We start from the raw sequence: 26501 nt of genomic DNA on the forward strand, positions 1-26501 counted from the left end.
ACCCAACAAAATGGGCAGTCAAAGCCTTCTTATCATCGCAGGAACCAAAGATTTTATTAATGAAATAAAGTAACAATGAAATTATACTTTGCCATTTTTCTGTGTTTAGGATCAATCAATTATGTTTTAGGTCAGGGCAAAACGCCTGTCAGCCTTGCGAATGATCACATTAGCATTCAGTTTAAAAACGACAGCAAAAACTGGTCGATCAATAAAATACTGGTAAAAAAAGATGGCAAATGGATTGAAGGGCTGACGCCTTCCGGAGAATACACGCTGCTTTACGCGGAGACGAAACCTTCCGACGAACCGGCCGAAACGTTTGAAAAAACGACTGGCGGAACATTCCCCGAAGACAACTACCATTATCAGGAACGCCAATGGAAAGAAAGCACCACGGCAGTTTCACTGAATAAGGCCGGGCAGGTTTTTAGCTTTTTACCAGCGGATCTTTCGGCAAAAAAAAATGAGCTGGAATTCACGAAAGAAACCGAAGTAGCGACGGTTAAAGCGACCTGGAAATTAGATCCCGATTATCCCACGGACATTCAGGTTACCATGCGGCTTATCCCAAAAAAGAAGGGTTATTTTTCACTGGCAACACCCACCCTGGCTTTTGTCACTCCAAACCAAATGTCCTGGGCATCTGTACCGGGCTATTTTCAGGGTAATTATATACAGCGTAATTTCGCCCTCGCCTATGCTTATGGACACGGAATTCCGGATCGTCCGGTGGTTTATCGCGAACGCTGCGCAACAACATTAAGCCCGCTGATCAGCACAAAAAACGGAATTACATTGTCGGTTATTCCCAATCCGGGACTCGCGCGAGATCCCTGGGCAAACGATAAAGTCTCACAAACGGACTGGCACCTTGGGCTGTCGCACATGAACCGGAAATCGCAGCTCTCACCTACATTATACTATCCGGTTTTGGGCGAACCAAAATCAGAACTAAATGCTGGTGAAGAGATTACCTACTCATTCCGTTACAGCCTCATCGCCGGCGACTGGTTCCAGGCGATCAAGCATGCGGCAAACGACATTTACAAATTCCACGAAACATTAAGCCTCCGCCAAAGCAAGCAGGCCCTCACCGACCGCATCGAAAAAATGCACCATTATCTCACGGATCCGAAAACGTCGCTTTGGAACATTGAAGAATACGAAGGCAAGCAGATCGGCGCACAATCTTACCTTGGCGGCGTGGTCGGCTCTAACAAAGACGCCATGAAAAACGCCGATTACGGCGCTATGTGGATGCTGGCCAATGCAACCAACGATCCTGAATTGAAGGAAAAGGTTTTGCCGCCTGCATTAAATTTCAAATTAGTACAGCAAGAGACCAATAAAGGCTTCTTTGAGGGAGCCATCGAAGGGCAATATTATTTAGCCAAAAGCAAAAAATTCGTCGAAGAATGGGGTGAAGTCGTGGAACCTATCGCACTGACATATTATGTGTTACTGGACATGGGGAATATGCTTTTGTTCGAGCCGGAGAATGGTGAATTAAGGGAAAAATTGCGCTTAGGAGCTGATAAATTACTCAAATGGCAAAACACAGACGGCAGCTGGGCCGTAGCCTACGACAGGAAAAATGAGCAGGAATTATTCAAAGACATTCAAGATGTGAGACCCACATTCTACGGAATGATCGTTGCCTACCGCATTTTAAAAGATGAAAAATACCTGAAAGCCGCACAAAAAGGTGCGAATTGGTTTGTAAAAAATGCCGTCGAAACCGGCTCGTTCCTGGGTGTGTGCGGCGATGCGCGCTATGCTCCCGATTTTGCTACCGGACAATCGGCTCAGGCTCTATTGGATCTTTATGATTTGACCAAAAATAAAAAATACCAGGATGCGGCAGTTACCTGTGCAAAAATCTATACTGCTTCAATCTATACGCATCCTATTGCTAATAGGAACATTAAGCAAGTCAATGGGAACAGTAGGGAAGACTGGGAAATCAGTCAGACGGGTTTGAGCTTCGAACATGGCGGCATTTTCGGTTCGGCAACACGCCTTGGCCCTATTCAGCTGGCCAGTCATGCAGGGCTTTTCATAAGAATGCATCAATTAACCGGCGAGCAAATCTTCGCCGACATGGCCCGGTCCGCCGCCATCGGACGCGACGCATTCGTAGACAGCAAAACCAGCGTCGCATCCTACTACTGGCAAGCCATGAACAAAGGTGCGGGGCCTTACCCCCACCACGCCTGGTGGCAAATCGGCTGGATCACGGATTATTTACTCTCAGAAGTAGCACTGAGGTCCAATGGAAAAATTGAATTCCCAAGAGGCTTCGTCGCTCCAAAAGTAGGCCCGCACCAAACATATGGCTTCGAACCAGGGACAGTTTATGGCGATAAAGCCAGGCTTGTGATCCTGGAAGGATTCGCTGTGGCCGACAAACCTGCTATTGACGTGATCACGGCAAGGTCGACTTCAAAAAATAGCATTTACGTAACATTGCTGAATAACAGCCCTGTGGCGACTGAGTTTGCTTTGAAACTTGATGAAAGTAAGCTTGGCGACTTGAAAGAGATAGCTGGGATGAAATGGAAAGAATCTGACGAATTGGTAACTATTAAAAAAATTACAATTCCAGCATTTGGTCTGAGAACCTTGGAGGTAAAAAACTAGCCTATGCCTGTCACCCTGAGCGGCCCGGTCCGCTCAGGGTGACAAGTAAAAGTGATGAGGACAATCCAACGCCCTTCAAAAAGTAAAAAAAGCATTAACCTTAATTCATGAACAACACCATTGATACTGCCGTCATCCTAGTCTTTTCCGCATTCGTGATGGGCATTGGGATGTTATTTGCGCGAACGGGACGGAATTTAAAATCTTTTTTTGCCGGAGGAGAGGCGGTTCCCTGGTTTATCGGGGGGCTGTCCTTATTCATGAGTTTTTTCTCGGCCGGGACATTCGTGGCCTGGGGTTCCATCGCCTACAAACACGGCTGGGTCGCCATCACCATCCAATGGACCATGTGCATAGGCGCATTGATCACCGCCCTTTACCTGGCACCACGCTGGAAAAGAACGGGCGCATTAACCGCCGCCGAATTCATCCGCGAGCGCCTGGGCTTGCCCGTGCAGAAAACTTACATTTTCATCTTCACATTGGTTTCCGTGTTTATCAAAGGCTCTGTTTTGTATCCCGTTGCCAAACTTGTTAGTGCTTCGCTGGACTTGCCTTTGGTGCCTTGTACGATTGGATTGGGGCTTTTTATGATTGCTTATACGGCAGTCGGCGGGCTTTGGGCAGTGATGGTGACGGACATTCTGCAATTTGTAGTTCTATCCGCAGCGGTCTTCATTTTGCTTCCCCTATCCTTTGATAAAGTCGGCGGCTGGGAAGGTTTCAGCAAGGCCGTTCCCGACGATTTTTTCAATCTCTTAAATGGCGAATACACTATCGGTTTCGTAGCCGCATTTGTCATTTACCATATTTGCTACATCGGCGGAAACTGGACTATGGTGCAGCGCTACACGAGCGTCGACAGCGAAAAATCGGCTAAAAAAGTCGCTTTTCTCTTTGCTGGCTTGTATTTGATCAGTCCGGTGATATGGATGTTTCCGCCTATGATATACAAGGCTATCAACCCAACATTAACGGGCCTGGATACAGAAAATGCCTATTTAATGATCTGTAAAATGGTGTTGCCGCCCGGCTTGCTGGGGCTAATGCTGACCGGCATGTATTTCTCTACATCCGCAAGCGCAAACACCGCATTGAACGTCGTCTCCGCCGTTTTCACCAATGACATTTACAAAGGAATGGTCAACCCAAAGGCCTCCGACAAGCAGCTCATCCGGGTTGCCCGCGGCTCTTCCTGGTTTTTTGGTTTGGGAATGATCGGCATCGCCTTGCTGGTTCCTGCAGCCGGTGGCATCGTGGAAGTGGTTTTAAGCATTTCCGCTATCTCCGGCGGCCCGCTTCTCGCACCGCCGCTCTGGGCCTTATTTTCCAAAAGACTCAACAGCACAGTTACTTTATGGGTCACCGGCATCGGCCTTTCTGTCAATCTCTTCTTTAAAATCCTAGCGCCCATCTTACTGGATTTTAAACTATCCAGAGGCATGGAAACGATCGTCGGCGTCGGCCTTCCCTTGCTCCTTTTATTAGCCTACGAACTCTGGGCAAGCTCCAAAGACATCATCGCCAAAGAATATCTGACTTACCTGGAAACCAAAGAACAAAAGCGCATCGACGCCCTGGAAGTCAACGAAGAAGAAGCCATAGAAATCAAACGCCAAAACCGCTTTGGCTTGCAAGTAATCGCCGGCGCATTGCTTTTTACGGCAATAATGCTCTTCATATTAAGTGTAATGACCACTTCCGGGACGTTGATAACGGCGGTTGTAGCAACGGTAGTGCTGTTTTCATCAGCAATTCCGTTTGTGGCCTCCCGGCGGGTTAATGTTATTGAGGTTTCAACAATTCGAGAAAATCATCCGCACGAATGACCGATAATTTAGGAAACTCTATGTTTTTGAGAATATTAAAATGGCGGTCTTCCGAAACCAGATGGTCGGCGCCAGCGACTAACGCGCAGTCAACATATTTGTTATCGTCCTCATCGTTATGCATTAATCCCCATTCAAAAAAAGTGGTTTGTAATGTACAGTTATCGAGCGACAAAATGAGCTTGATAACATTGTCAGCTATTTCGTGTGAGGTCTTTTCACCAATCTTTTCGTGGTATTCAAGCAGAATATCATTGCTCACCACAATTTCAAAATTGCCGAATTTCAAAGCATCAAAGATAGGCCGGTATCTGGATTTGACAGGAAGGGAAATCAGCAGAACATTCGTATCGAGAATTACTTTCATTTGGAAGTCTTACTGCGAAGATGCTCTGATTTCCAGGTTTCGACGGTCTGCTCATTCCAGTTATTTTGCTCCCAAAGCTGGTCCATTTCTGAATCTATTCTTTGGGCGAAATAATCAGCCAGCATTTTTCGGATGTCGCCCAACTCCTTCTCGGAAACACTATATGGATAGAGCTTCAAAAGTTCGATTTGAATATTGCTTAATCGGCTCGGAACGATCTGTGTTGCTGCCATGGGTGATCTGTTTTTACAAAAATAACCTATTCTCTTGAATTCTTTCAACGCTCATTATGAACTATAAATTTCAAAAACTCCTCATCATCATTACCTGCCTCATCTGGCAATCTGCTTCTGCACAGTTCAAAATCCGGGAGCCAAATGCGATTCCTTTGCATGGGGAGTGGCTTTTTGCGATGGATCCTGCTGAGATGGGATTGAAGGGGAAATGGTATATGGACAAGCTGGCGGAGAGTAACCGGCTGGACAAGGTGACGGTGCCGCATTGCTTTTCTTCGGATCCGCGCTTTGAACATTATACCGGAACGGCCTGGTATAGAAAGACTTTTGCCTGGAAACCAGTTGCCGGAAAGCGTGTGATCCTGCATTTTGATGCGGCTTATTATAAGACGAATGTTTGGCTTAATAATGAGAAAGTCGGTGCGCATGAGGGCGGTTATACGCCGTTCAGCTTCGATGTGACGGATTTGTTGAAAGATGGCGATAACCTGCTGGCGGTTTCGGTTAATAATGATACGTGGAAACCGGGCACGATTCCGGGTGCGAAGGACAATGGCAACATCAATGATCCTTTCATGGGCTGGCTGAATTACGGTGGTTTGGTGCGTCCCGTTTACCTGACCATCGAGCCCGAAGTGTATGCCGAAAACCTGAAAATAGATGCCCTACCGGACCTGGCAAAGGGCAATGCAACTTTGAAAACCAGGATCAGAATCCGCAATGCTTCTAAGGCTGCCGCGTCGCCGAAGGTCAGTTATAAAGTTTTGTTTGATGGAAAAGTGATTCCCGTAAATGTGAAAGGCAAGTCGGGGAGCATTCCGGCTGGGCAAACGGGTTTTATAGAAGCCGAAGCCACATTAACGGCTGTGCAGGTGAAGTTGTGGGATCTGGATGAGCCGAATTTATATCAGCTTAAAGTGGCTGTGGGCGAAGACTCGATCGCTGCGCATTTTGGAATAAGAAAAGTGGAAGTAAAGAAAGCACAGCTGCTTTTGAATGGCAAATCTATTCGCGTTGGCGGCGGCAACCGGGTTGTGGATTATCCGGGACTCGGCTCCGTGGAGCCCGATTGGCTGATTGAAAAAGACTTCAAACTGATGAAGGAAGCCGGCATGGAATTCCAGCGCTTGACGCACTACACGCCTTCCGAATATTTCTATGACCTGGCCGACAAACACGGGATGCTCATCATTACGGAGGCCGGAAACTGGCAGCTTACGCCCAATCAAATGGACAATGATTCGATGCGGGCGAAGTTCAAATCACAGTTTACCGAAATGGCGGAAAGAGACTGGAACCACCCGAGCGTAATCGCTTATAGTGTTGGTAATGAGTATCTTTCCGAGCAGCCTGCGGGACAAAAGTGGACAAAGGATATGATCGAATTTGCCAGATCCCTTGATCCCACACGGCTCTACACATTCGCTTCCATGCGCCTCAATATTTTACCCAAAAAACCGGAAGATGAGGCCAGTCAATACGTGGATTTCATCTCGACCAACACTTACGGAAACCACGCCAAAGTCCTGGACCACATTCATTCGCTCTATCCCGACAAGCCAATCTTGGTAAGCGAATGGGGCGTGCGGGCGGATGCGAAAGACGAAGCATTTCAGGCGCAACACATTACGGATCTGATGGTTGAGTTCCGCAAGCGACCTTATGTTGTGGGCACTTCCTGGTGGACTTATAATGATTACCAAAGCCGCCATCATGGGACGAATGCAAACGGCTATCGCCCCTGGGGCATCGTCGGCCCCGACCGCTCATTCCGAGCTGCTTACCGCGTTCATCAAAATGAATATTCACCGGTTACCATAGAAAAAGTAGGTTTCAAAGCAGGCGGACAAGGTCAGCATTTGCTAACCGTCCGTCTGACCGCCCGCGGCGATTTTCCAGCAAGAACGATCAAAGGTTATAAGCTGAAAGCCAACGGCCGGACCATTGATTTACCGGAAATAAAGCCGGGCGAAGCAAAGGAAATCGACATTCCGGTCGCTGGTTTTGATAAGACACTGCACATTAATATCTCGAAACCGACCGGTTTTACCAGCATAGAAACAGACATTGAATTGAAATAATTATAAAACGCGCTCTGGTTTTGCAACGGCTCCGGTTTTTGCAAATGCAGAGTGGAGCTAATGACCTTACAAAATGATACGCGAAGAAGCATCTGAGAAAAGAGCACCCAAAACCATTGCATCGGCGGCAGATCTGGTGATTGTAGGAGGAGGACTAACGGGCACTTGTGCGGCGATTACGGCGGCTAGGGCTGGCGTGAAGGTGACATTGATCCAGGACAGGCCGGTTTTGGGCGGCAATTGTTCGAGCGAAGTGCGGCTCTGGATCCTCGGCGCAACCTCGCACATGGGCAACAACAACCGCTGGGCCCGCGAAGGCGGCGTGATCGACGAGATCATGCTCGAAAATATTTACCGAAATCCGGATGGTAACCCACTGATTTTCGACACAGTTTTGCTGGAAAAGGTCATTGAAGAAACGAACATTACATTGCTGCTGAACACTGCAGTCTATGATTTGGACAAAAATACAGAGACTGAAACCATCACGGCCGTCCACGCATTTTGCTCTCAAAACAGCACTAAATACACGGTTACCGCACCGCTTTTCTGCGATGCCTCCGGGGATGGGATTGTCGGGTTCCTTTCAGGTGCGGCATTTCGGATGGGCGCGGAATCCATGGAAGAATTTGGCGAAAAATTTGCGCCGGATAAGGCTTATGGCGAGTTGCTGGGGCATTCTATGTATTTCTATTCCAAGGACATAGGCCGTCCTGTGAAGTTCATTCCGCCTTCGTATGCATTGCAGGACATTACGGAGATCCCGCGTTACAAGACATTCAATCCGAAAGATTTTGGCTGTCGGCTATGGTGGCTGGAATATGGCGGGAGACTTGATACTGTGCATGATACGGAGAAAATCAAGTGGGAATTATGGAAGGTTGTTTATGGTGCCTGGAACTACATTAAGAATTCAGGTGCATTTCCTGAATCTGAAAATATGACATTGGAATGGGTCGGCACGATTCCGGGGAAACGCGAAAGCCGGCGTTTTGAAGGGGATTATTTGTTAAAACAGCAGGACATTGTAGAGCAAACTGCCTTTCCGGACACGGTCGGTTTTGGTGGTTGGAGCCTGGACCTGCATCCCGCCGATGGCGTTTACAGTGATCAATCGGGTTGTAATCAATGGCATAGCAAAGGCGTTTACAGCATTCCCTATCGCTGTTTTTATAGCAAAAACATCAATAATCTCTTCATCGCAGGCCGCATTATCAGCGCCACGCACGTAGCATTTGCGTCCACCCGCGTGATGGCCACCAGCGCAATGGGCGGTCAGGCGGTCGCCGTCGCGGCTGCGCTTGCGAAAAAATATAACTGCTCGCCACGTGAGGTGGGTGAACAGCATTTGAAAGAATTGCAATTGGAGTTATGGCGAGCAGGTCAATATTTGCCACAAACTGACATTGCTGATTCAGAAAATCTGGTCGAGAAAGCAATTGAGATAAGCGCTTCCTCCAGTTTGAAATTAAAAGATCTTCCGGGCTCGGATCATTGGGCGGTTATCGAACATTCGGTCGCGCAATTGTTGCCTGTTCAGGGGAAAATGCCATCCGTAACCGTTTGGGTGGAAGCATCGGCCGACACTGAACTGGTGGTTGAATTAAGAAAAAGCAGCAAGGCATTTAACCACACGCCGGATGTTACGCTCGAAACAAAGTCTTTTGAATTGAATGTTGGAAAACATGAAATTCAGCTCTACTGGTCGGCTCTTTTTGAAGATGCTGGTTATGCTTTTGTTTCATTTATCAAAAACCCGAACATTAAAATCCAATATAGCGAAAAACGCGTAACGGGCTTATTGACTGTCTTTAATGCAACCAATCCGGCTGTTTCAAACTACGGAAAACAAGAGCCGATGGAAGACATTGGCGTGGACACATTCGAATTCTGGTGCCCGCAGCGCAGGCCGGAAGGCCGCAATCTGGCATTCAGTCTCAGCGAACCGATTGCCCTTTTTGAACCTGAAAATTTGAAAAATATTCACAACCGCCCCATCGCCAGTCCGAATGCATGGGTTGCCGACTTCAATGATGCCGAACCGGTGGTCACCATCCGCTGGGAAGCGCCGGTGAACATTCAAAAAATCGACATTTGTTTCGACACCGATTTTGACCATCCCATGGAAAATGTCATTTACGTGCATCCCGAAACGGTTATGCCCTTTTGCGCAACAGATATTGAAATTTGTAATGATCAGGATGAAATCGTGGGCGAAATCCATGATAATCACCTTTCCCACCGAACCATTTCCCTCAACCAGCCTATCCAAACCCGGTTTTTGAAAATAAAAGTGACGAATGCCAACCCGCAAACGGCCGCCGCTTTATTCCAGATCCGCTGCTATTGATCTCCGCCGGGAGATTTTTGTTCTTTGAAAACTAATAATTTGATCTTAAATTTGGCACCCGAAATAGCAAACATTTGTTTGCTATTTTATTGCTTGATTACTCTATAATAATAGTATACTACATAGACTTTGAAGGAAGCGGCGGATTTTACACCCTCATCGGATAAAAATTGGGAATCTTTGGATGTAGCCTACATCGCAAGTGGTGATCCTGAGGAAGATCGGCGCCTGGCGACTCTCGCCCGGGCAAAGGGTCAGGTGGTTTTCCTGCGCGATCTTCCTGATGAATCCGATGTTCGTTTTAATGCTTCATCTAATGTTGCTTTGCCAATTGAAGCTGAGCACAAACCAACAAGGAATAATACAAAAACGCCGCTGACTTGGGAAACCATACAGCAGAAAATTTGGGCGGCCACCATTCGTAAAAGAACACGCACCGAAGTTGCTGTTAACATCTTCTCCGCGATAGCGTTAATGGTCCTCGGTCACCTGCTTTTCACCTTCTTCACTTACGACCGCCTGACTGTTCTCTGGAACGAACTCGAATTGAGTGAAGGTTTCTTTTATTATGTTTTGGGCGGTTTCGTGGCGCAGATGATCGACGGCGCATTGGGCATGGCCTATGGCGTTACGGCAGCTACATTTCTGCTCACATTGGGCGTTCCGCCTTCGGCTGTGAGCGCGAGCGTGCACACTTCTGAAATATTTACCAGCGGGGTTTCGGGCTATATGCACTTGAAATTCGGGAATGTGAACAGCAAGCTTTTCAAAAAAATCCTTTTTCCTGGCGTTTTAGGCGCTATTACGGGTGCTTACCTCCTATCTTCTTTTGAAAAATACATTTACGTTATCAAGCCTTTAGTGGCTGTTTATACATTGATTCTGGGAATTCTTATCATCCAGAAAGCGTTAAAGAAGCGAGTTGAAAAGAAGCCAATGACCAAGATCGGCTGGCTGGCGATGGCAGGCGGAACGCTCGATTCGATCGGCGGCGGCGGCTGGGGACCTATTGTAACATCTACATTGATCGCCCGCGGACGTCACCCGAAATACACCATTGGATCGGTCAACCTGGCGGAGTTTTTTGTTTCACTCGCAAGTTCAGTTACTTTCATCAGCCTCATCGGATTTTCGCATTGGCAGGTCGTGCTCGGGCTCATATTGGGTGGTATGGCCGCTGCCCCGATCGCCGCAAACTTATCCAGAAAACTACCGATCAAAACCATGATGATAATGGTTGGAACCGTGATTATTATTGTGAGTTTGAGGATCATTTATATGGTGCTGAGCGGTTTATAAAAGACATTTTCTAAATGAGCGCACTTAGTTTTTATATTAAAACAAAAAAGGCTGAAAGTAACAGCCAATGAATTCGAATCATGAAAAAACAAACCAAAGCGATACGCACGCAGACGCCGAAAACCAAGTATCGCGAGCATTCAACTCCATTGTTCCTGACAAGCAGCTTCACATTTGAAAGTGCGGAACAAGGAAAAGCACTTTTTGAGGAAACCGAAGAAGGCAACATTTATAGCCGCTTTTCAAATCCTACCGTGCAGGAATTTGTTGATAAGGTTTGTCTTTTGGAAGATTGTGAAGATGGCGTTGCAACCGCAACGGGTATGGCAGCTGTTTTTGCAAGTATGGCTGCATTACTCAAAACCGGCGATCACATTATCGCCAGCCGTGCACTGTTCGGCTCTGCGCATCAGGTAATTACGCAGATTTTGAGCAAATGGGGCATCACATACACTTACCTGGACGCGGATGCAAGCGAAGCGGATTGGGAAGCTGCGGTTCAGCCGAACTCCAAAATGGTTTACCTGGAAACGCCATCAAACCCAGGTCTGGATCTGGTCGATCTTGCAATGGTTGGAAAACTTTGCAAGAAGCATAACCTGATATTTAACGTTGACAACTGCTTTGCGTCACCAGCATTGCAAAATCCTGCGGAATACGGCGCCGATTTGATCGTCCATTCTGCTACAAAATATATGGACGGACAAGGCCGCGTTTTGGGTGGAATTGTTGTCGGTAAAAAAGAATATATCAAAGAGTTACGCTTTTTCTGCCGCCAGACAGGCCCATCCATGTCGCCATTTAATGCCTGGGTTTTGACTAAAAGTCTTGAAACATTGGGATTGCGAATGGACAGACATTGTTCAAACGCATTGGCGCTTGCAGAAGCTCTGGAAAAGCATCCGGACGTAAAGTCGGTAAGATATCCATTCCTGGAATCGCACCCGCAGCACGAACTGGCCAAGCAACAGATGTCAGCCGGTGGCGCCATTGTTACGATTGATCTGGAAGGTGGTTTTGAGCGTGTTTCCGCATTTATGGATGCACTGGAAATTGCTTCTCTATCATCAAACCTAGGCGATACAAGAACCATCGTAACCAACCCAAACACAACCACCCACGCCAAACTAAAACCGGAGGAGAAAAAAGCACTAGGCATCACCGAAGGCCTCATCCGCATTTCAGTAGGCCTGGAAGATATTGAAGATTTAATAGAGGACTTCACCAACGCCGTGGAGGTGTCGGTGAAAAGTGATATATTAGATTAAGTTAAGACGATTGCCATATTCACCATGAACGAAACAATAATATCTTCTTTAAACGCTGCCATTGAGGGCAAGAGTGAGACGGAGTCGCTGGCGATTCTGGCGGATCTTTTTCCTGGCGAGGTTGTGTTTTCGACTAGCCTGGGCTATGAAGATCAGGTTATTACAGATTTTATTTTAAAGAATAATCTGAACATTACGATTTTCACCCTGGATACGGGACGGCTTTTCAGCGAGACTTATATGACGCTGCAAAAGACGAATAATCGTTACGATACGAAGATCAAGGTTTACTATCCGCAAACAGATTCTGTGGAAACTTTGGTCAGCACGAAAGGACCTTTGAGTTTTTACGATTCGGTTGAAAACAGGAAGGAATGCTGCTTTATCCGCAAAGTGGAACCTTTGAACCGGGCTTTGAAAGGTGCAAAGATCTGGGTTACGGGCATCCGGGCAGAACAGTCAGGAAACCGACATGATATGCCGCAGCTGGAATTGGACGAGGCGCACCAGTTGGTGAAGTTTCATCCGATTTTGCATTGGTCATTTGAAGAGGTAAAAGGGTATGTTAAATCGAATGGCATTCCTTATAACCCATTGCATGACAAAGGCTTCGTGAGCATTGGCTGCGCGCCTTGCACCCGTGCGATCCAGGAAGGCGAAGATTTCCGCGCCGGACGTTGGTGGTGGGAAGATGAATCGAAAAAAGAATGTGGCTTGCACGCGAAGTAATCTGCAGAATGCCATAAACGGGCAGTATTAGCCGATTTTATAGAAAAACAATTATTCAGAATATGTCAATTTCAGTTAAAGAAGTGTCGGATATCAGCGATCAGGAAGCGCGACGCAAGTCACCCGATTATCTGGACCAGTTGGAGGCCGAGGCGATTTACATTATGCGTGAGGTCGCAGGCCAGTTCGAGCGCCCTGCATTGTTGTTTTCAGGTGGAAAAGATTCTATCACATTGGTAAGACTGGCTCAAAAGGCCTTTGCGCCTGGAAAAATCCCCTTTCCACTGGTGCACGTTGATACCGGACATAATTTCATTGAAGCGATAAATTACCGCGACGAACTGGCCGAACAGATCGGCGCAAAACTGGTTGTTCGCTATGTGGAAGATACCATTAAGGCAAAAGGTTTGAAAGAACAAACCGGCAAGAATGCAAGCCGTAACTGGCTGCAAACCTTCACTTTGCTGGATACAATTGAGGAATTTGAATTCGATGCCTGCATTGGCGGTGCGCGTCGCGATGAAGAGAAAGCACGTGCGAAAGAGCGTATTTTCTCATTCCGTGATGAATTTGGTCAATGGGATCCGAAACGTCAGCGGCCTGAACTTTGGAATTTGTTCAATGGCAGAATCCATAAAGGTGAAAACGTGCGCGTTTTCCCGATTTCTAACTGGACAGAATTAGACGTTTGGGCATATCTGAAAAGAGAAAACATCACATTACCATCCATTTATTTCGCTCACGAGCGTGAATTAATTTTGAGAGATGGCAAATTGCTGAACAACACCCCTGTTATCGAAAAAGACGAATACGACCAGATTGTCACGCGTCAGGTTCGTTTCAGAACGGTTGGTGATATGACCTGTACGGCGGCTGTGGAGTCGAGTGCTGCGACGTTGGACGAGGTTATTGCTGAGATTACTGTTTCCAGGATTAGTGAGAGAGGTGAGACGCGGATCGATGATCAGCAGACGGAAGCGGCGATGGAAGATAGGAAAAAGGGGGGGTACTTCTGAGTTAGCTTTGGTGGACGCCCTTCGGCTCCGCTCAGGGTGACAGTAGCTGTCATTCACTCATTCGCTCATTCAATCATTCAACATTAATATTGTGGATTTACTAAGATTTATAACAGCAGGTTCCGTGGACGATGGCAAGAGCACGTTGATCGGACGCTTGCTTTACGATACAAAAAATATATTGGCGGATCAGATGGAGGCCATTGAGCGGGCGAGTAAGAGCCGCAATGTGGGGGAAATTGATCTGGCGTTGCTTACGGACGGCCTTCGTTCGGAGCGTGAGCAGGGCATTACTATTGATGTGGCTTACAAATATTTCCAGACACCCAACCGCAAGTTTATCAGCATTGATGCGCCGGGACACATTCAGTATACCAGAAATATGGTTACAGGTGCTTCTAACGCAGATCTGGCGATCATTCTTGTCGATGCGCGTCACGGCGTTGTTGAACAAACCCGTCGCCATTCTTTAATTGCTTCCATGCTTGGCATTCCGCATGTGATTGTGGCGATTAACAAAATGGATTTGGTTGGCAATTCGGAAGATGCGTTTTTGGAGATTGCGAAATCTTACCAGGAACTGGCTTCGAAATTGAATATCAAAGACCTGACATTGATTCCGGTTAGCGCCTTGAATGGCGATAACATTGTCGACAGATCGGTGAACATGCCCTGGTATACAGGCGAAACATTGCTTTCTGTTTTGGAAAATGTAAATGTTTTGAAAGATCAGAATCAGGACGACGGCCGTTTCTCGGTTCAATATGTGATCCGCCCGCAGACGGAAGAATTGCACGATTACCGCGGATATGCGGGACGTGTGCAAAGCGGAACATTTAAAAAAGGCGATTTGATCAAAGTTTTGCCTTCGGAAACCGAATCCAGGATTGCTAAAATCGAATTTGGCGGAAACGAAATTGAAGAGGCCTCTGTTTTAGAATCTGTGACGATCTTGCTGGAAGACGACGTGGACATCAGCCGTGGCGACACCATCGTTTCTGTTACCAATTCACCGATTGTGAGCCAGGATATTGAGGCGCTCGTGTGTTGGATGGACGATAAGAAGACTTTGAAAGCGGGCAATAAATATGTGTTGCAGCACGGAACAGCGAGATCAAGATGTTCTATCCGCGACATTGAATACCAAATTGACATTAATTCCTACGAAAAGCTGGATGAGGTTGATAGCCTGAAACTGAACGACGTTGCCAGAATTGTATTAAGAACAGCACAACCCATCGCCTACGACCCATATCAGAAAAACCGCGCTAACGGCGCAGCGATCCTGATCGACGAAACGTCAAATGTGACCGTAGGAGCTTGCATGATCGAATAAAAGAAATTATCACCATGAGCGAAATATTGATTTCTGACAAAGTATCCGCTGTTGCGAAGCGAGATATCATTGATTTGAACCAAAAAATCAATGCATTTAACACGGGCGAAACACCCGAGGAAGCATTCCGTAAGTTCAGGCTTACACGCGGAGTTTACGGCCAGCGCCAGCCGGGCGTTCAAATGATCCGTATCAAGCTGCCTTACGGTCGCATTACGGCGGACCAGCTTGTCAGGATCGCGGACACTTCCGACAAATTTGCAACAGGTAACCTGCACGCAACCACGCGCCAGGACATTCAGCTGCACTTTGTAAAACTTTCCGATTCGCCGCAATTGTGGGCTGATCTTGAAGACGCAGGCATTACATTAAAAGAAGCTTGCGGAAACACAATCCGTAACGTAACGGCGTCTTCGATCGCCGGAATCGACCCGGATGAACCATTCGATGTGACGCCGATCACGCATTCCATATTCAGCTATTTCCTCCGTAACCCGATCAATCAGGATATGGGACGGAAGTTTAAGATTGCCGTTTCATCTTCCGAAAAAGATTCAGCATTGGCATTCATTCACGACGTCGGGCTTATTGCTAAAATGGGCGTGAACGAAGCGGGCGAAACGGTGAAAGGTTTCAAAGTGCTGATTGGCGGCGGATTAGGCGCGCAGCCTTTTTCTGCACAAACGGCTTTTGAATTCCTCGAAGAAGATAAAGTAATTCCTTTTATTGAAGCATTGCTCCGCGTTTTTGACCGATATGGAGAGCGCGTGCGTCGTCATAAGGCGCGTATGAAGTTTCTTTTGGCTGACATCGGTTTGGAAGAAATGATGGCCAGGGTTGAGGAACAACGCGTTGCTGTTAAAAATAAAATCTTTACAATTCCAGAAGATTTGTTTGGAACTAAGGAAATGGAATCAATCACTTTCGCACCGCGTCCGTCTTTGACAGAAGCAGAAATCCTGAACATTGCTTCTCAAAGCATTGAAGCGGAAAAGCTTGATATTTTCACAAAATGGCTGAGAACCAACACTTTCGAGCAAAAACAAAAAGGCTGGTATGCGGTGCAGTTGCGCGTTCTTTTGGGCGATATGCATTCGGATACGGCACGTCAGCTTGCGGATCTGGTTCGTCAATATGCTGCGGATGACATTCGTGTGACGGTTAATCAGGGTTATATTCTTCGTTTTGTAAAAGGAGAAGATCTGGTCGCACTTTATCATGAATTGGCAAAATTGGGACTTGCAGCGCCTGGTTTTGACAGCACGATGGACATTACAACTTGCCCGGGAACGGACACTTGTAACCTGGCTATTTCAAGCAGTTATGGAATTACGCGCGTGCTGGAAGATGTAATGCGTGACGAATTCCCTGAAATGATTTACAATCAGGACATTAAGATCAAAATAAGCGGATGTATGAATGGCTGCGGCCAGCATAATGCGTCCAACATCGGTTTCCACGGAAGCTCTATCAAAAACGGCAAGCTGGTTCTTCCCGCATTGCAGGTTTTGCTGGGCGGTGGATTCACTGGTGACGGCATCGGTTTGATCGGCGATAAAGTGATCAAAGTTCCGACGAAACGCGGCCCTGAGGCGCTACGCACGATTTTCAATGATTTTGAAGCCAATGCATATGATGGCGAATATTTTAACCAATATTACCAGCGTCAGACCAAAAATTACTTCTTCCAATTGCTGAAACCGATTGCAGACCTCACCACTTTGCAAGACGATGATTACCGCGACTGGGACCACGACGAATTGTTCAAAACAGAAATCGGGGTTGGAGAATGTGCGAGTGTGCTGGTGGACCTTGTGGCTACGACGATCACAGAAGGACAGGAAAAATTGAATCTTGCCAAAGAAAACTACGAATCAGGAATCTGGGCGGATGCGATCTACCATGCTTATAATGTGTTGATCACCGGCGCGAAAGGTTTGTTAATGACCAAAGACGTGACTTTGAACACGCAGTATGGCATCGTAAATGACTTTGAAACGCATTTCGGACAGGATTTCAAATACGAAACACCCGCTGAATTTGCTCGCGAAGACAAAGCCGAAGCACCATTCCGTTCATTGGCATTCAGCATCAATCATTTCGAGCCTACACAGGAATTTGCAACTTACTTCCTGAGCAAAGCAGAAGAATTCCTGAATTTCGTTCGCAATACACGTGAATCACAATTGGTTGAAACGGGCGAGCCTGTTTTGCAAGAATTGTCATTCGGAAAAGATAGTTAAAATGGCTGTTGATTTTCGGCTTACAGGAATCGAACATTAGTTTGATCACTGTAAGCCGAAAGCCAAGCCGTCCAAAGATATGAAACTTACACTCATCGGTGCCGGGCCGGGCGATCCGGATCTGATCACCTTGAAAGGGGTTAAAACGTTACGAAAAGCCAAAGTGGTTTTGTACGACTCCCTCGCCCACCCTTCCCTTCTTGATTATTGTCCTGAAAACTGCGTTAAAATTCTGGTCGGCAAGCGTTTTGGTAAAACCAGCTGTACCCAGGACGACATCAATGCGTTGATCGTTGAGAATGCGCGTATTTACGGAGAAGTTGTCCGTTTGAAAGGCGGCGATTCATTCATTTTCGGTCGGGGTTATGAAGAGGTTGTTTATGCTGCACAATTCGGCATTGAATCAGAAATTATTCCCGGCATTTCCAGCAGTTATGCAGCTCCGGCATTAGCTGGCATTCCTTTGACTTCGAGAGGATTAAGTGAAAGCTTTTGGGTCATTACCGGCACAACAAAACAGCATGCGCTTTCCAATGATGTACATTTGGCCGCACAATCCACGGCAACCGTCGTGATCCTGATGGGCTTGCATAAGCTGAACGAAATTGTTTCTATTTATTCAAACCTGAACAAATCGGACGAGGCCATTTCCATCATTCAAAACGGCACATTAGCAAATCAAAAGGTCGTTACAGGCAAGATCAGCAACATTGCGGCATTGGCACAAGTGAGTGAAATTGCTTCTCCGGCTGTAATTGTGATTGGAAAAGTGGCTGCATTGCCCGATTTGAGCTATAAGCACATTGAACAACTGATGCAACAAGGATCTGTTGCGAGTGAAGCGAATTAGAGCAGGCTCAGAATCCAGTTGAAATCGATCCCACTCCCCTTTCCTTTAAATTCCAGGAAGTAAATAATCCCTGCCAGCACGACATAGCTGATAAACAGCCACTTCTTTTTCATCTCATATTGATCGTGATGATGAAAATAATCGTATACCATAGAAGCGGTGAAGCCGAAGATCATTAATGCGAATGACAAAAGGCCGCAATCCTGGCGGTAATGTTTGAAAGTATGCAATGCAGGCGCGCCGAGAACGAGATACATCAGCCACATGCCGAATCCCATCCGATACAAATACATGCTCAGGCGACGATCATTCTTTATGTCAAATATTCCCTCCAAGACGTCGTTATTGAACTGGTTTTGAAACAGTGAATGTAACAAATTGCACGTACAAAAACCAGGATTTCATATAGATATAATATATACGTATTATTGCACTAAAATGTCTGCATGCAATTATTTGTCTCAAAATTTCTTTTTTTTATCCTAAATCAGGTTTCGAAGCTTTCCTGGAAAAACGCTTTCCGGCTTTCCGATTTTCTGCGCTGGTCTATTTTTAGCGTCGGCCGTTATCGCCGGGATGTGATCCGCGAAAATTTAAGAAACAGTTTTCCAGACAAAACGGATGCAGAGTTATCCCGCATAGCAAAAGATTTTCAGCTCCATTTTACAGATTTAATTGTTGAAACGCTCAAATTCCGCACGGCCAGCCCGGAATGTGTGCGCGAGCGGCTGCAAGGCGACATCAGCATTATGGACAAGTTTTATAATGATAAAACGAACATTATCTATCTGATGGGCCACCGCGGCAACTGGGAGCTTGCCAATCTATTTTCATCGCTTTGCTTCACACACGAATGCATTGTGGTTTACCGGCCATTGCAGAATGAGGCTTCGGATCAATGGTTTAGGGATCTCAGGACGCGTTTTGGTGCGAAACTGGTTCCTATGGATTGTATTGTTAAAGAGTTACAGAAGCCGCGAGATAAACCTTACGTCGTCGTGCTAGCAAATGATCAATCCCCTAATCCTAAAACTGCATTCTGGACCAGATTCCTGCACCAGGACACGGGCGTTTTCCGGGGCGTTGAGACCATTGCGCGGCGTTACAACCTCACGGTTCTTTATGCCGATTTCAGCAAAGTTGCCAACAAGCGCGGTTACTATCAGGTGGCTATTTCAACGATTACGGGATGTCCTAAGGAGGTGAAAAACAATGAAATTTTAGAAAAACAGCTTCGCATTTTGGAAAATGATATTCAATGTCAGCCGCATAACTGGCTTTGGAGCCATCGTCGCTGGAAACATAAGCGTCCCGCTTGCCTGAAGCCAGAGCAGACTTTGAACTGATTCCCCTTCCATTTTTTGATTGCTAAGTCTCCGAAAAGTGACATTTTCCGGAACTATTTCTTTTGCAGAATTGCTTTTTCATTGCAATAGAATACAATGCAATGAAAACACTTTCCACCCGACTATTGCTGTTCATGCTTACAGCGATCTCGAAGCTTTCGTGGAAAAAATTATATAAGCTTTCCGATATTTTCCGCTTTCTCATTTTTGACATTGGCCATTACAGAAAGCAGGTTATTTTCTCCAATCTCAAAAACAGTTTCCCTACTTACAGCGACGACACCATTGCCTGCATCGCGCGCCGTTATTACCGCAATTTCACCGACATTGTCTTTGAAACCATCAAGTTAAGGTCCATTTCTAAGAATGATCTGCTCGGCCGGTTTGAGTTGGAGACCGAATTGCTGGATCATTATTATGCGCAGCAGAAAAACGTCGTGGTCGTTTCCGGGCATCTGGGAAATTGGGAAATGCTCAACTTATTTGCTTCTGCCAAATTATCCTACCAAATTGTGGTCGTTTACCACGAGCTGGCCAACGAGATCTTTGAGGACTGGTTTAAGAAAGTAAGGACCAAGTTCGGGACGGAAATGGTGCCGATGAAAGAAGCGATGGTCCGGGCGATGGCGCCAAGGGAAAAACCGTTTCTTTTTGTGCTGGTCAATGATCAGTCACCAAGCCCGGATAAGGCTTACTGGACCAGTTTCCTGAACCAGGACACCGGGATTTTCAGAGGCGGCGAGCTGATTGCGAAGCGCCTGAATGCGCCGGTTTTGTACATGGGCATTTTACGGGATGAGCAAAAACGGGGACATTACCGATCCTATTTCAAGCTGATCACAGAAAATCCGAAGAAAGAGCCGACGAACAACATTCTGCAAAGTCAGATCGAATATCTGGAAGAAGATATTAAGCGCCAGCCCGATAACTGGCTTTGGAGCCACAGACGATGGAAACATGCGAGGCCTCAAAATCTGTTGCCATTTCAATTACGACAAGAAATAAAAAGTGAATAAACCTGTTAAAGTCCTTATCCTGCGTTTTTCTTCCATTGGTGACATTGTGCTTACCACGCCGGTGATAAGGTGTTTGAAACAACAGGCTAATGTTGAAATTCACTATTTTACCAAATCAAAATTCGAATTTCTCCTTACCGACAATCCATATGTCGATAAAATCTGGCTGCTCGATAAGGACATTAACCCTATCCTGAAACAGCTCAAAGCAGAACATTTCGATTACATCATTGACCTGCACGCAAACATCCGGACGTTGCGCATTAAGCTGGCATTGGGCGTTAAGGCATTTAGTTTTGATAAATTAAATGTGCTGAAATGGCTGCGGACCACATTCAAGGTCGATTATTTGCCGGATATTCACATTGTCGACCGATATATGGACACCTTAGGCGCATTCAATGTGATGAATGAAGGGCAAGGGCTGGATTATTTCATTCCCTATAAAGACAATGTGGAAACCAGCTGGCTTCCTATGACGCACCAACAAGCATTTGTCGCTTATGCCATTGGCGGACAGCATAATACAAAAAAGTTACCAGTTCCGAGAATGATCGAGCTTTGCAGAAAAATTAATTTCCCTACCGTGCTTTTAGGCGGGAAAGAAGATTTTGAAGCAGGAGAAGAAATCCGGAAAGCTGTTGGCGACGAGTTAATCCTGAATGCTTGCGGAAAATACAATTTCAATCAATCGGCATCATTGATACAAAAATCGCTGATCGTGTTCTCACATGACACGGGATTGATGCACGTGGCTGCTGCATTTAAGAAAAAAGTGTATTCAATTTGGGGAAATACGATTCCGGGCTTTGGGATGTATCCTTACAAAACGGCATTTGAAGTTTTAGAAAACAACAACCTCAAATGCAGACCCTGCTCCAAGATCGGTTATAAAGCTTGTCCGCAAAAACATTTCAAATGCATGAACGAGCTGTCCTTCGACTTCCCGATCAAAGAACTACCCGGGGACAATTAATGTTAAAATAGCTGAACATTCAGATCACAAACGACCATTCATGAATAAAAAGGTAAACATTGGCATCGTCCAGATGAGCTGCACGGAAGACGTGGAAGCGAATTTCCAGAAAGCTGTGCAGGGCATCCGGGATGCTGCGGCGAAGGGCGCCAACATTGTATGTCTTCAAGAACTTTTCCGCTCGCTGTATTTCTGCGATGTGGAAGATCATAAAAATTTCCTCCTGGCCGAGCCGATTCCTGGTCCTTCCACGGAGTCGTTAAGTTCGTTGGCGAAGGAACTCGGCGTGGTGATCATTGCCTCCCTTTTTGAAAAACGGGCACATGGTTTGTATCATAACACCACGGCGGTTCTGGATGCGGACGGCGCTTATCTGGGCAAATACAGGAAAATGCACATTCCGGATGATCCGGGTTATTACGAGAAATTTTATTTCACACCCGGTGATGCAGCCATGGGCGAGTCCGTGGGTGAAGCTGGTGACAAAGATGGTTACCGCGTTTTTGATACAAAATTTGCAAAGATCGGTGTGCTCATTTGCTGGGATCAATGGTATCCCGAAGCAGCCCGCATTACGAGCTTGATGGGCGCTGAAATTTTGTTTTATCCAACGGCGATCGGCTGGGACACCAACGAAACTGACCCGGTTATTAATGAAGAGCAATATGGCGCGTGGCAAACCATTCAGCGCGGCCATGCCGTTGCGAATGGCGTTTACGTCGTTGCTGTTAACCGGACAGGCCGCGAAGTGGACCAGCAATTCTGGGGCGGATCATTCATCGCCAACCCGCAAGGCCGCTTGCTTTATCTCGCGCCGCACGAAGAGGAAGTAACGCATGTAGAAGAACTCGACTTGCAAAAGCTGGATTTTTACAGAACAACCTGGCCATTCCTGCGAGACCGCCGCATTGATTCCTACAAGCCAATCCTGAAACGCTATATCGACTAGCAGTTACCAATTAATATAATTATTCTTAGATAAATAAAAAGAGGACTTCCTAACGGGAGCCCTCTTTTTGCATTTTTGCAATATTTCCCAGACTAAGTTCAAAAATCAACATTTGTAACCGCAATTTTATTTAAAATAATAACATCAGGTTCATAATAATCTCAATTATAGACAATTATTTGTCTGAATTTAAAATTTAAGTCTAGCAGATAAATAGAGATTCTGTGGAAACGGGAAATTTAAACTTAATATAAAATTATTACCAAAACATTTTATAACCGTTTTAAATGACCAATTTTTATTGCAAAAAACTTCAATAATTAAGTTTATTCTCTTGCATTATTTCACATTGTCAGTATATTTGAGAAGTCGTTAAACGAATGACTGAACTTCTTAAAAGCAGATGTATTCCAGCCGCACATGAATATATCTGTCTGTATCAGGAGGAAGATTGAATAGATCCGGCTGCGATAACCAAACGCATCCGGCAGGTTCTATCCAGGTACAATATAATTTTTTCAATAACAGGTTTACCAGGAACACCGTGGACAGGCAAATGTCTGCGCTAGGATTGCTTTGTTTTTGCCTAAGCGCGAAATGCTGTCTGTCCTCGATTTAAGAGGGTATTGCTTTCCGGAAAAGCAGTTTTGCAAGCTTATGGCTGTGTTGTTCTGTCCACGCGAAAGTGTGTGCGGCGCACGGCAACGTGGACACCACACAGCCATAACTTTTTTCTACTCCGATTACTGATACCTAACAACAATTTAACTCATCTTCTCCCATGCGTAAAGTTCTACTCTTATTATTATGGGCCTCTCTTACTGCTCCGCTTGCCTACGCTCAGGTGCGTCAGATCAGCGGGAAAATTACAGCAGCAGACGATGGCCTCGGACTTGCAGGCGCCTCTATCATATTCAAAGGAACCAATGTGGGTTCAAATGCAGATGCAGACGGAAAATTCAGTTTCTCTGTCCCGGGTGACGGAATTCTTGTGGTTTCTTATGTTGGTTTCTTAATTAAAGAACTGCCCATCGGCAACCAGACCCAATTTGACATAAAACTTGACGCCGATACACGCCAGCTTGCCGAAGTGGTGGTTACTGCTTTTGGTATAGAACGTGAGAAAAAAGCATTGGGCTACACAGTCCAGGAAGTAAAAGGAAGCTCACTAACAGAATCGCGGTCCACGAATGTGGCCAATGCATTATCGGGAAAAATTGCCGGTGTGCGTGTACAATCCAATGGCGGCCCGGGCAGCAGCTCGACCATCCAGATCCGCGGATCTTCTTCGGTTTCAGGCAATAATCAGCCGCTGATCGTCATCGACGGTGTTCCTATGGAACAAACTGCCAACAAAACACTGGGTGGCGGAATTTCAGAAGTTAACCCGGACAACATTAAAGAAATGTCTGTGCTTAAAGGCCCTAATGCAGCTGCATTGTACGGATCTCGCGCAGCCAATGGGGTTATTTTGATCACAACAAAAAACGGACAAGGAACAAAAGGATTGGGTGTTGAAGTAAATTCAAACATTACATTCGAACGTCCCTGGATCAAACCGGATTTCCAAAACACATACGGCGGCGGAAGCGGTTACCGGACCTGGTATAATGACGGATGGAGCTCCTCTATCACGGATCCTGCGCAAATCGCACAATACAGAGCTGTTTATGACGCAAGATATCCTCTCGCTGGCTCAGAGGGAACGGATGAAAGCTGGGGAGCACCTATGGATGGCCGTATGGTGAGACAGTGGTGGACTGGTGACGATGTTGCACCACTGACTCCTCAGCCTAATAACTGGGAAGAATACTGGCAGACAGGCCGCACGATTACTAACTCGGTGGCACTTTCAGGTGGAAACGACAAAGGCTATTTCCGTTTGGGACTGAGCCGGGTGGATCAGAAAGGGATCATGTATTACAATGATTTCCACAGAAATAACTTCCGCATTAACTCGGGATATAATCTGACGAAAAACATCAGCGTAACATTATCAGGAGAGTATATCAAATCGGGCTCCGACAACCGCAGCTATGCAGCTGGTCAGGAGTTTATCTGGTCTCACCGGTCAGTTTCATGGGATCAGCTCCGCAATTACGAACAATATGCTGATGTGCATAACCAGAAAGCCGGCGACACAGATCCAGCAAACTGGCAGCATACATTCTTCACAAACCCTTATTTTTCTCAGCTAAAAATGCCTTCCGGCAATGAGAAAGACAGGTTGCTAGGGAACATTGCTTTGAACTACAAAATCCTGCCTTCCCTTTCCTTAATGCTTCGCTCAGGAACGGATTACTGGTCAGATACGCGTATCAATGTGACCAACTTCCTTCGCGTTCGTAATGGTACAAGAACGCCGGGACGGTTCAACGAGGAAGTGCTTCGCAGCCAGGAAACTAACACGGATTTCATGCTGACTTACAATAAAAACATTACAAGTGATTTTGGCGTGAATGTCCAGCTGGGCGGAATCCAGCGTAAAAATTATTACAAGAGAAATTACTTTGCTGTGGGTGAAATGGTTGTGGACGGCCTTTATAACGCAGGAAACTCTGTACCGAGCGCCAACACCATTGAAAGTAAAATCGAAGAATCGGAAACACAAAGCTTGTTCGGAACGGCGAACTTCTCGTGGAGAGACGGCCTGTTTCTTGACCTTACTGCCAGAAATGACTGGTCAAGCACATTGCCTTCCAATGCACGCTCCTACTTCTATCCCTCGGCTTCTTTGAGCGCTGTGGTTACGGAATTGTTTGATGTGAAAAGCAATGTCCTCTCGTTTGGCAAGATCCGCGCGAGTTATGCCCAGGTTGGAAACGACGCCCTGCCTTATCAGCTTGCCCAAACATTCACAGCGAGCGGTTCATGGAATGGAGCAGTGCCTAAGTTCGCTGAGAACATTCAGATCGCTAACGCTAACCTGAAACCAGAGATCACAACTGGTCTTGAACTAGGTGCTGACCTGCGTTTCTTCAAAGGAAAAGTGGGATTGGATGTGACCTATTACGACCAGACTACAAAAGACCAGATCCTGGGTGTTGAGATTTCAAAAGCAAGTGGTTATGACAAGAGAATCCTGAATGCAGGAAAGATCACCAACAAAGGCGTTGAAGTAACATTGTCCGGAACGCCTGTCAAATTGTCGAATGGTTTCAGCTGGGAAGTTTCTTTGAACTATGCCCGTAACCGCAACAAAGTGGTGGAGCTGGCAGAAGGACTGACGACCTACACATTGGCCACACAACGCGGCATGACCTCAGAAGCACGTGTTGGGGAATCTTACGGAACATTCTACGGTGTGGGATTCCAGAAATCACCGGACGGACAAACAGTTTACGGAGCAAACGGCTTACCGGTTACAGCTTCCAATCAAAAACTGGGTAATGTTCAACCCGACTGGATCGGCGGAATGCTTAACACATTCAACTATAAGGGCTTCTCTCTAAGTGCATTGGTTGATGTGCGCATCGGCGGAGACATTTATGACGAAGGAACAGGAACAGCGCGCTGGACAGGTCAGTATGCAGAAACTGCATTGGGCCGTGAAGAAGGTGTGATTGGCAAAGGCGTTCGGGAAGTTACGGGAGCGGATGGGTCTAAATCCTACATTCCTAATGACATTATCGTAACAGCAAACCAATTGTACGGTTACAGCAATCCGCGTAACTATCACGAATCAGCGATTTTTGATGCGAGTTATGTAAAGCTGCGCGAGGTCTCCCTGGGCTACAGTATCAGCCCTTCATTTCTGAAAAGAATCAAAATTCAGTCTGCAAAGCTTTCAGTAGTAGGACGTAACGTGTGGATGATCTTCAAAAATACACCGCACATTGATCCTGAAATTGATGCAAAAGGAGCCAACGGACAAGGTTTCGGTTACGGCGAGCTGCCTAGCTCACGCAGCGTGGGTATGAACCTGTCATTGTCATTCTGATCCAGTTAACTGACCTTAAAGAATCTG

General features: G+C 46.3%; 19 protein-coding genes. 16 read left to right on the plus strand and 3 right to left on the minus strand.

The features are described 5' to 3' along the window. Window positions 1-75: 75 nt before the first annotated feature. Both LZG74_RS13135 and LZG74_RS13140 read left to right on the plus strand, forming a co-directional pair. A complete protein-coding gene (locus LZG74_RS13135; RefSeq protein ID WP_233797026.1) occupies window positions 76-2643 on the plus strand; it encodes a glycerophosphoryl diester phosphodiesterase in 2568 nt (855 codons plus the stop codon). Window positions 2644-2750: 107 nt separating this feature from the next. Next, window positions 2751-4472, plus strand: a complete 1722-nt coding sequence (locus tag LZG74_RS13140) for a sodium:solute symporter family protein (RefSeq protein ID WP_233797027.1) — start codon at window positions 2751-2753, stop codon at window positions 4470-4472. Here LZG74_RS13140 and LZG74_RS13145 read toward each other — a convergent pair. Together LZG74_RS13145 and LZG74_RS13150 are read right to left on the minus strand one after the other, a co-directional pair. Continuing rightward, window positions 4429-4839 carry a putative toxin-antitoxin system toxin component, PIN family gene (locus LZG74_RS13145; RefSeq protein WP_233797028.1) on the minus strand — a complete coding sequence of 137 codons (411 nt, stop codon included), beginning with the start codon at window positions 4837-4839 and terminating at the stop codon, window positions 4429-4431. The two genes, LZG74_RS13140 and LZG74_RS13145, sit on opposite strands and share 44 nt — an antisense overlap. Continuing rightward, window positions 4836-5072: a hypothetical protein gene (locus LZG74_RS13150; RefSeq protein WP_233797029.1), complete on the minus strand. Its 237-nt coding sequence runs from the start codon at window positions 5070-5072 to the stop codon at window positions 4836-4838. Before LZG74_RS13150 ends, LZG74_RS13145 begins: the two co-directional genes overlap by 4 nt. 56 nt (window positions 5073-5128) lie before the next feature. Here LZG74_RS13150 and LZG74_RS13155 point away from each other — a divergent pair, with 56 nt between their 5' ends. The 9 genes from LZG74_RS13155 (at window position 5129) to cobA (ending at window position 18247) form a co-directional block, all read left to right on the plus strand. Beyond that, entirely contained in the window at window positions 5129-7156 is a 2028-nt protein-coding gene (locus LZG74_RS13155; protein WP_233797030.1) for a glycoside hydrolase family 2 protein, read from the plus strand. A gap of 73 nt (window positions 7157-7229) precedes the next feature. Continuing rightward, the gene (locus tag LZG74_RS13160; RefSeq protein ID WP_233797031.1) at window positions 7230-9506 is read left to right on the plus strand and encodes an FAD-dependent oxidoreductase; all 2277 of its coding nucleotides are present in this window, start codon (window positions 7230-7232) and stop codon (window positions 9504-9506) included. A 180-nt stretch (window positions 9507-9686) separates the two neighbouring features. After that, the gene (locus LZG74_RS13165) at window positions 9687-10805 is read left to right on the plus strand and encodes a sulfite exporter TauE/SafE family protein (RefSeq protein WP_233797032.1); all 1119 of its coding nucleotides are present in this window, start codon (window positions 9687-9689) and stop codon (window positions 10803-10805) included. Window positions 10806-10885: 80 nt separating this feature from the next. Continuing rightward, the gene (locus tag LZG74_RS13170; RefSeq protein WP_233797033.1) at window positions 10886-12073 is read left to right on the plus strand and encodes a PLP-dependent aspartate aminotransferase family protein; all 1188 of its coding nucleotides are present in this window, start codon (window positions 10886-10888) and stop codon (window positions 12071-12073) included. Window positions 12074-12097: 24 nt separating this feature from the next. Then, on the plus strand, window positions 12098-12802 hold the full coding sequence (locus tag LZG74_RS13175; protein ID WP_233797034.1) for a phosphoadenylyl-sulfate reductase: 705 nt from the start codon (window positions 12098-12100) through the stop codon (window positions 12800-12802). A gap of 62 nt (window positions 12803-12864) precedes the next feature. Beyond that, window positions 12865-13818 carry a sulfate adenylyltransferase subunit CysD gene (cysD, locus tag LZG74_RS13180; RefSeq protein WP_233797035.1) on the plus strand — a complete coding sequence of 318 codons (954 nt, stop codon included), beginning with the start codon at window positions 12865-12867 and terminating at the stop codon, window positions 13816-13818. 91 nt (window positions 13819-13909) lie between these two features. Then, entirely contained in the window at window positions 13910-15154 is a 1245-nt protein-coding gene (locus LZG74_RS13185; RefSeq protein WP_233797036.1) for a sulfate adenylyltransferase subunit 1, read from the plus strand. Between the two features lie 14 nt (window positions 15155-15168). Then, a complete protein-coding gene (locus LZG74_RS13190; protein WP_233797037.1) occupies window positions 15169-17397 on the plus strand; it encodes a HEPN domain-containing protein in 2229 nt (742 codons plus the stop codon). A gap of 79 nt (window positions 17398-17476) precedes the next feature. Beyond that, window positions 17477-18247, plus strand: coding sequence for a uroporphyrinogen-III C-methyltransferase (gene cobA, locus LZG74_RS13195; protein ID WP_233797038.1), 771 nt, complete (start codon window positions 17477-17479; stop codon window positions 18245-18247). Here cobA and LZG74_RS13200 read toward each other — a convergent pair. Then, window positions 18244-18540, minus strand: coding sequence for a hypothetical protein (locus tag LZG74_RS13200; protein WP_233797106.1), 297 nt, complete (start codon window positions 18538-18540; stop codon window positions 18244-18246). The genes cobA and LZG74_RS13200 overlap by 4 nt on opposite strands. Window positions 18541-18693: 153 nt before the next feature. Between LZG74_RS13200 and LZG74_RS13205 the strand changes: the two genes are divergently transcribed. The 5 genes from LZG74_RS13205 to LZG74_RS13225 all read left to right on the plus strand — a co-directional run bounded on the left by LZG74_RS13205 (window position 18694) and on the right by LZG74_RS13225 (window position 26474). After that, window positions 18694-19593 carry a lysophospholipid acyltransferase family protein gene (locus LZG74_RS13205; protein ID WP_233797039.1) on the plus strand — a complete coding sequence of 300 codons (900 nt, stop codon included), beginning with the start codon at window positions 18694-18696 and terminating at the stop codon, window positions 19591-19593. A 101-nt stretch (window positions 19594-19694) separates the two neighbouring features. After that, complete coding sequence (locus LZG74_RS13210; protein WP_233797040.1) at window positions 19695-20609, plus strand: lysophospholipid acyltransferase family protein; 915 nt, start codon at window positions 19695-19697, stop codon at window positions 20607-20609. Next, window positions 20602-21585 carry a glycosyltransferase family 9 protein gene (locus LZG74_RS13215; protein WP_233797041.1) on the plus strand — a complete coding sequence of 328 codons (984 nt, stop codon included), beginning with the start codon at window positions 20602-20604 and terminating at the stop codon, window positions 21583-21585. The genes LZG74_RS13210 and LZG74_RS13215 overlap by 8 nt, the downstream gene beginning before the upstream one ends. Before the next feature lie 40 nt (window positions 21586-21625). Beyond that, window positions 21626-22534: a carbon-nitrogen hydrolase gene (locus tag LZG74_RS13220; RefSeq protein ID WP_255699229.1), complete on the plus strand. Its 909-nt coding sequence runs from the start codon at window positions 21626-21628 to the stop codon at window positions 22532-22534. 781 nt (window positions 22535-23315) lie between these two features. Continuing rightward, window positions 23316-26474 carry a SusC/RagA family TonB-linked outer membrane protein gene (locus LZG74_RS13225; protein ID WP_233797042.1) on the plus strand — a complete coding sequence of 1053 codons (3159 nt, stop codon included), beginning with the start codon at window positions 23316-23318 and terminating at the stop codon, window positions 26472-26474. The last annotated feature ends 27 nt before the right edge of the window (window positions 26475-26501 follow it).

It is taken from the genome of Dyadobacter sp. CY327 (assembly GCF_021390415.1).
Taxonomy (GTDB): domain Bacteria; phylum Bacteroidota; class Bacteroidia; order Cytophagales; family Spirosomataceae; genus Dyadobacter; species Dyadobacter chenhuakuii.

Bases quoted from the DNA above. Each gene is read 5' to 3' on its own strand.
- LZG74_RS13135 (WP_233797026.1), top strand. From the start codon at position 76: ATGAAATTATACTTTGCCATTTTTCTGTGTTTAGGATCAATCAATTAT.
- LZG74_RS13140 (WP_233797027.1), top strand. From the start codon at position 2,751: ATGAACAACACCATTGATACTGCCGTCATCCTAGTCTTTTCCGCATTC.
- LZG74_RS13145 (WP_233797028.1), bottom strand. From the start codon at position 4,839: ATGAAAGTAATTCTCGATACGAATGTTCTGCTGATTTCCCTTCCTGTC.
- LZG74_RS13150 (WP_233797029.1), bottom strand. From the start codon at position 5,072: ATGGCAGCAACACAGATCGTTCCGAGCCGATTAAGCAATATTCAAATC.
- LZG74_RS13155 (WP_233797030.1), top strand. From the start codon at position 5,129: ATGAACTATAAATTTCAAAAACTCCTCATCATCATTACCTGCCTCATC.
- LZG74_RS13160 (WP_233797031.1), top strand. From the start codon at position 7,230: ATGATACGCGAAGAAGCATCTGAGAAAAGAGCACCCAAAACCATTGCA.
- LZG74_RS13170 (WP_233797033.1), top strand. From the start codon at position 10,886: ATGAAAAAACAAACCAAAGCGATACGCACGCAGACGCCGAAAACCAAG.
- LZG74_RS13175 (WP_233797034.1), top strand. From the start codon at position 12,098: ATGAACGAAACAATAATATCTTCTTTAAACGCTGCCATTGAGGGCAAG.
- cysD (WP_233797035.1), top strand. From the start codon at position 12,865: ATGTCAATTTCAGTTAAAGAAGTGTCGGATATCAGCGATCAGGAAGCG.
- LZG74_RS13190 (WP_233797037.1), top strand. From the start codon at position 15,169: ATGAGCGAAATATTGATTTCTGACAAAGTATCCGCTGTTGCGAAGCGA.
- cobA (WP_233797038.1), top strand. From the start codon at position 17,477: ATGAAACTTACACTCATCGGTGCCGGGCCGGGCGATCCGGATCTGATC.
- LZG74_RS13200 (WP_233797106.1), bottom strand. From the start codon at position 18,540: ATGTATTTGTATCGGATGGGATTCGGCATGTGGCTGATGTATCTCGTT.
- LZG74_RS13205 (WP_233797039.1), top strand. From the start codon at position 18,694: ATGCAATTATTTGTCTCAAAATTTCTTTTTTTTATCCTAAATCAGGTT.
- LZG74_RS13210 (WP_233797040.1), top strand. From the start codon at position 19,695: ATGAAAACACTTTCCACCCGACTATTGCTGTTCATGCTTACAGCGATC.
- LZG74_RS13220 (WP_255699229.1), top strand. From the start codon at position 21,626: ATGAATAAAAAGGTAAACATTGGCATCGTCCAGATGAGCTGCACGGAA.
- LZG74_RS13225 (WP_233797042.1), top strand. From the start codon at position 23,316: ATGCGTAAAGTTCTACTCTTATTATTATGGGCCTCTCTTACTGCTCCG.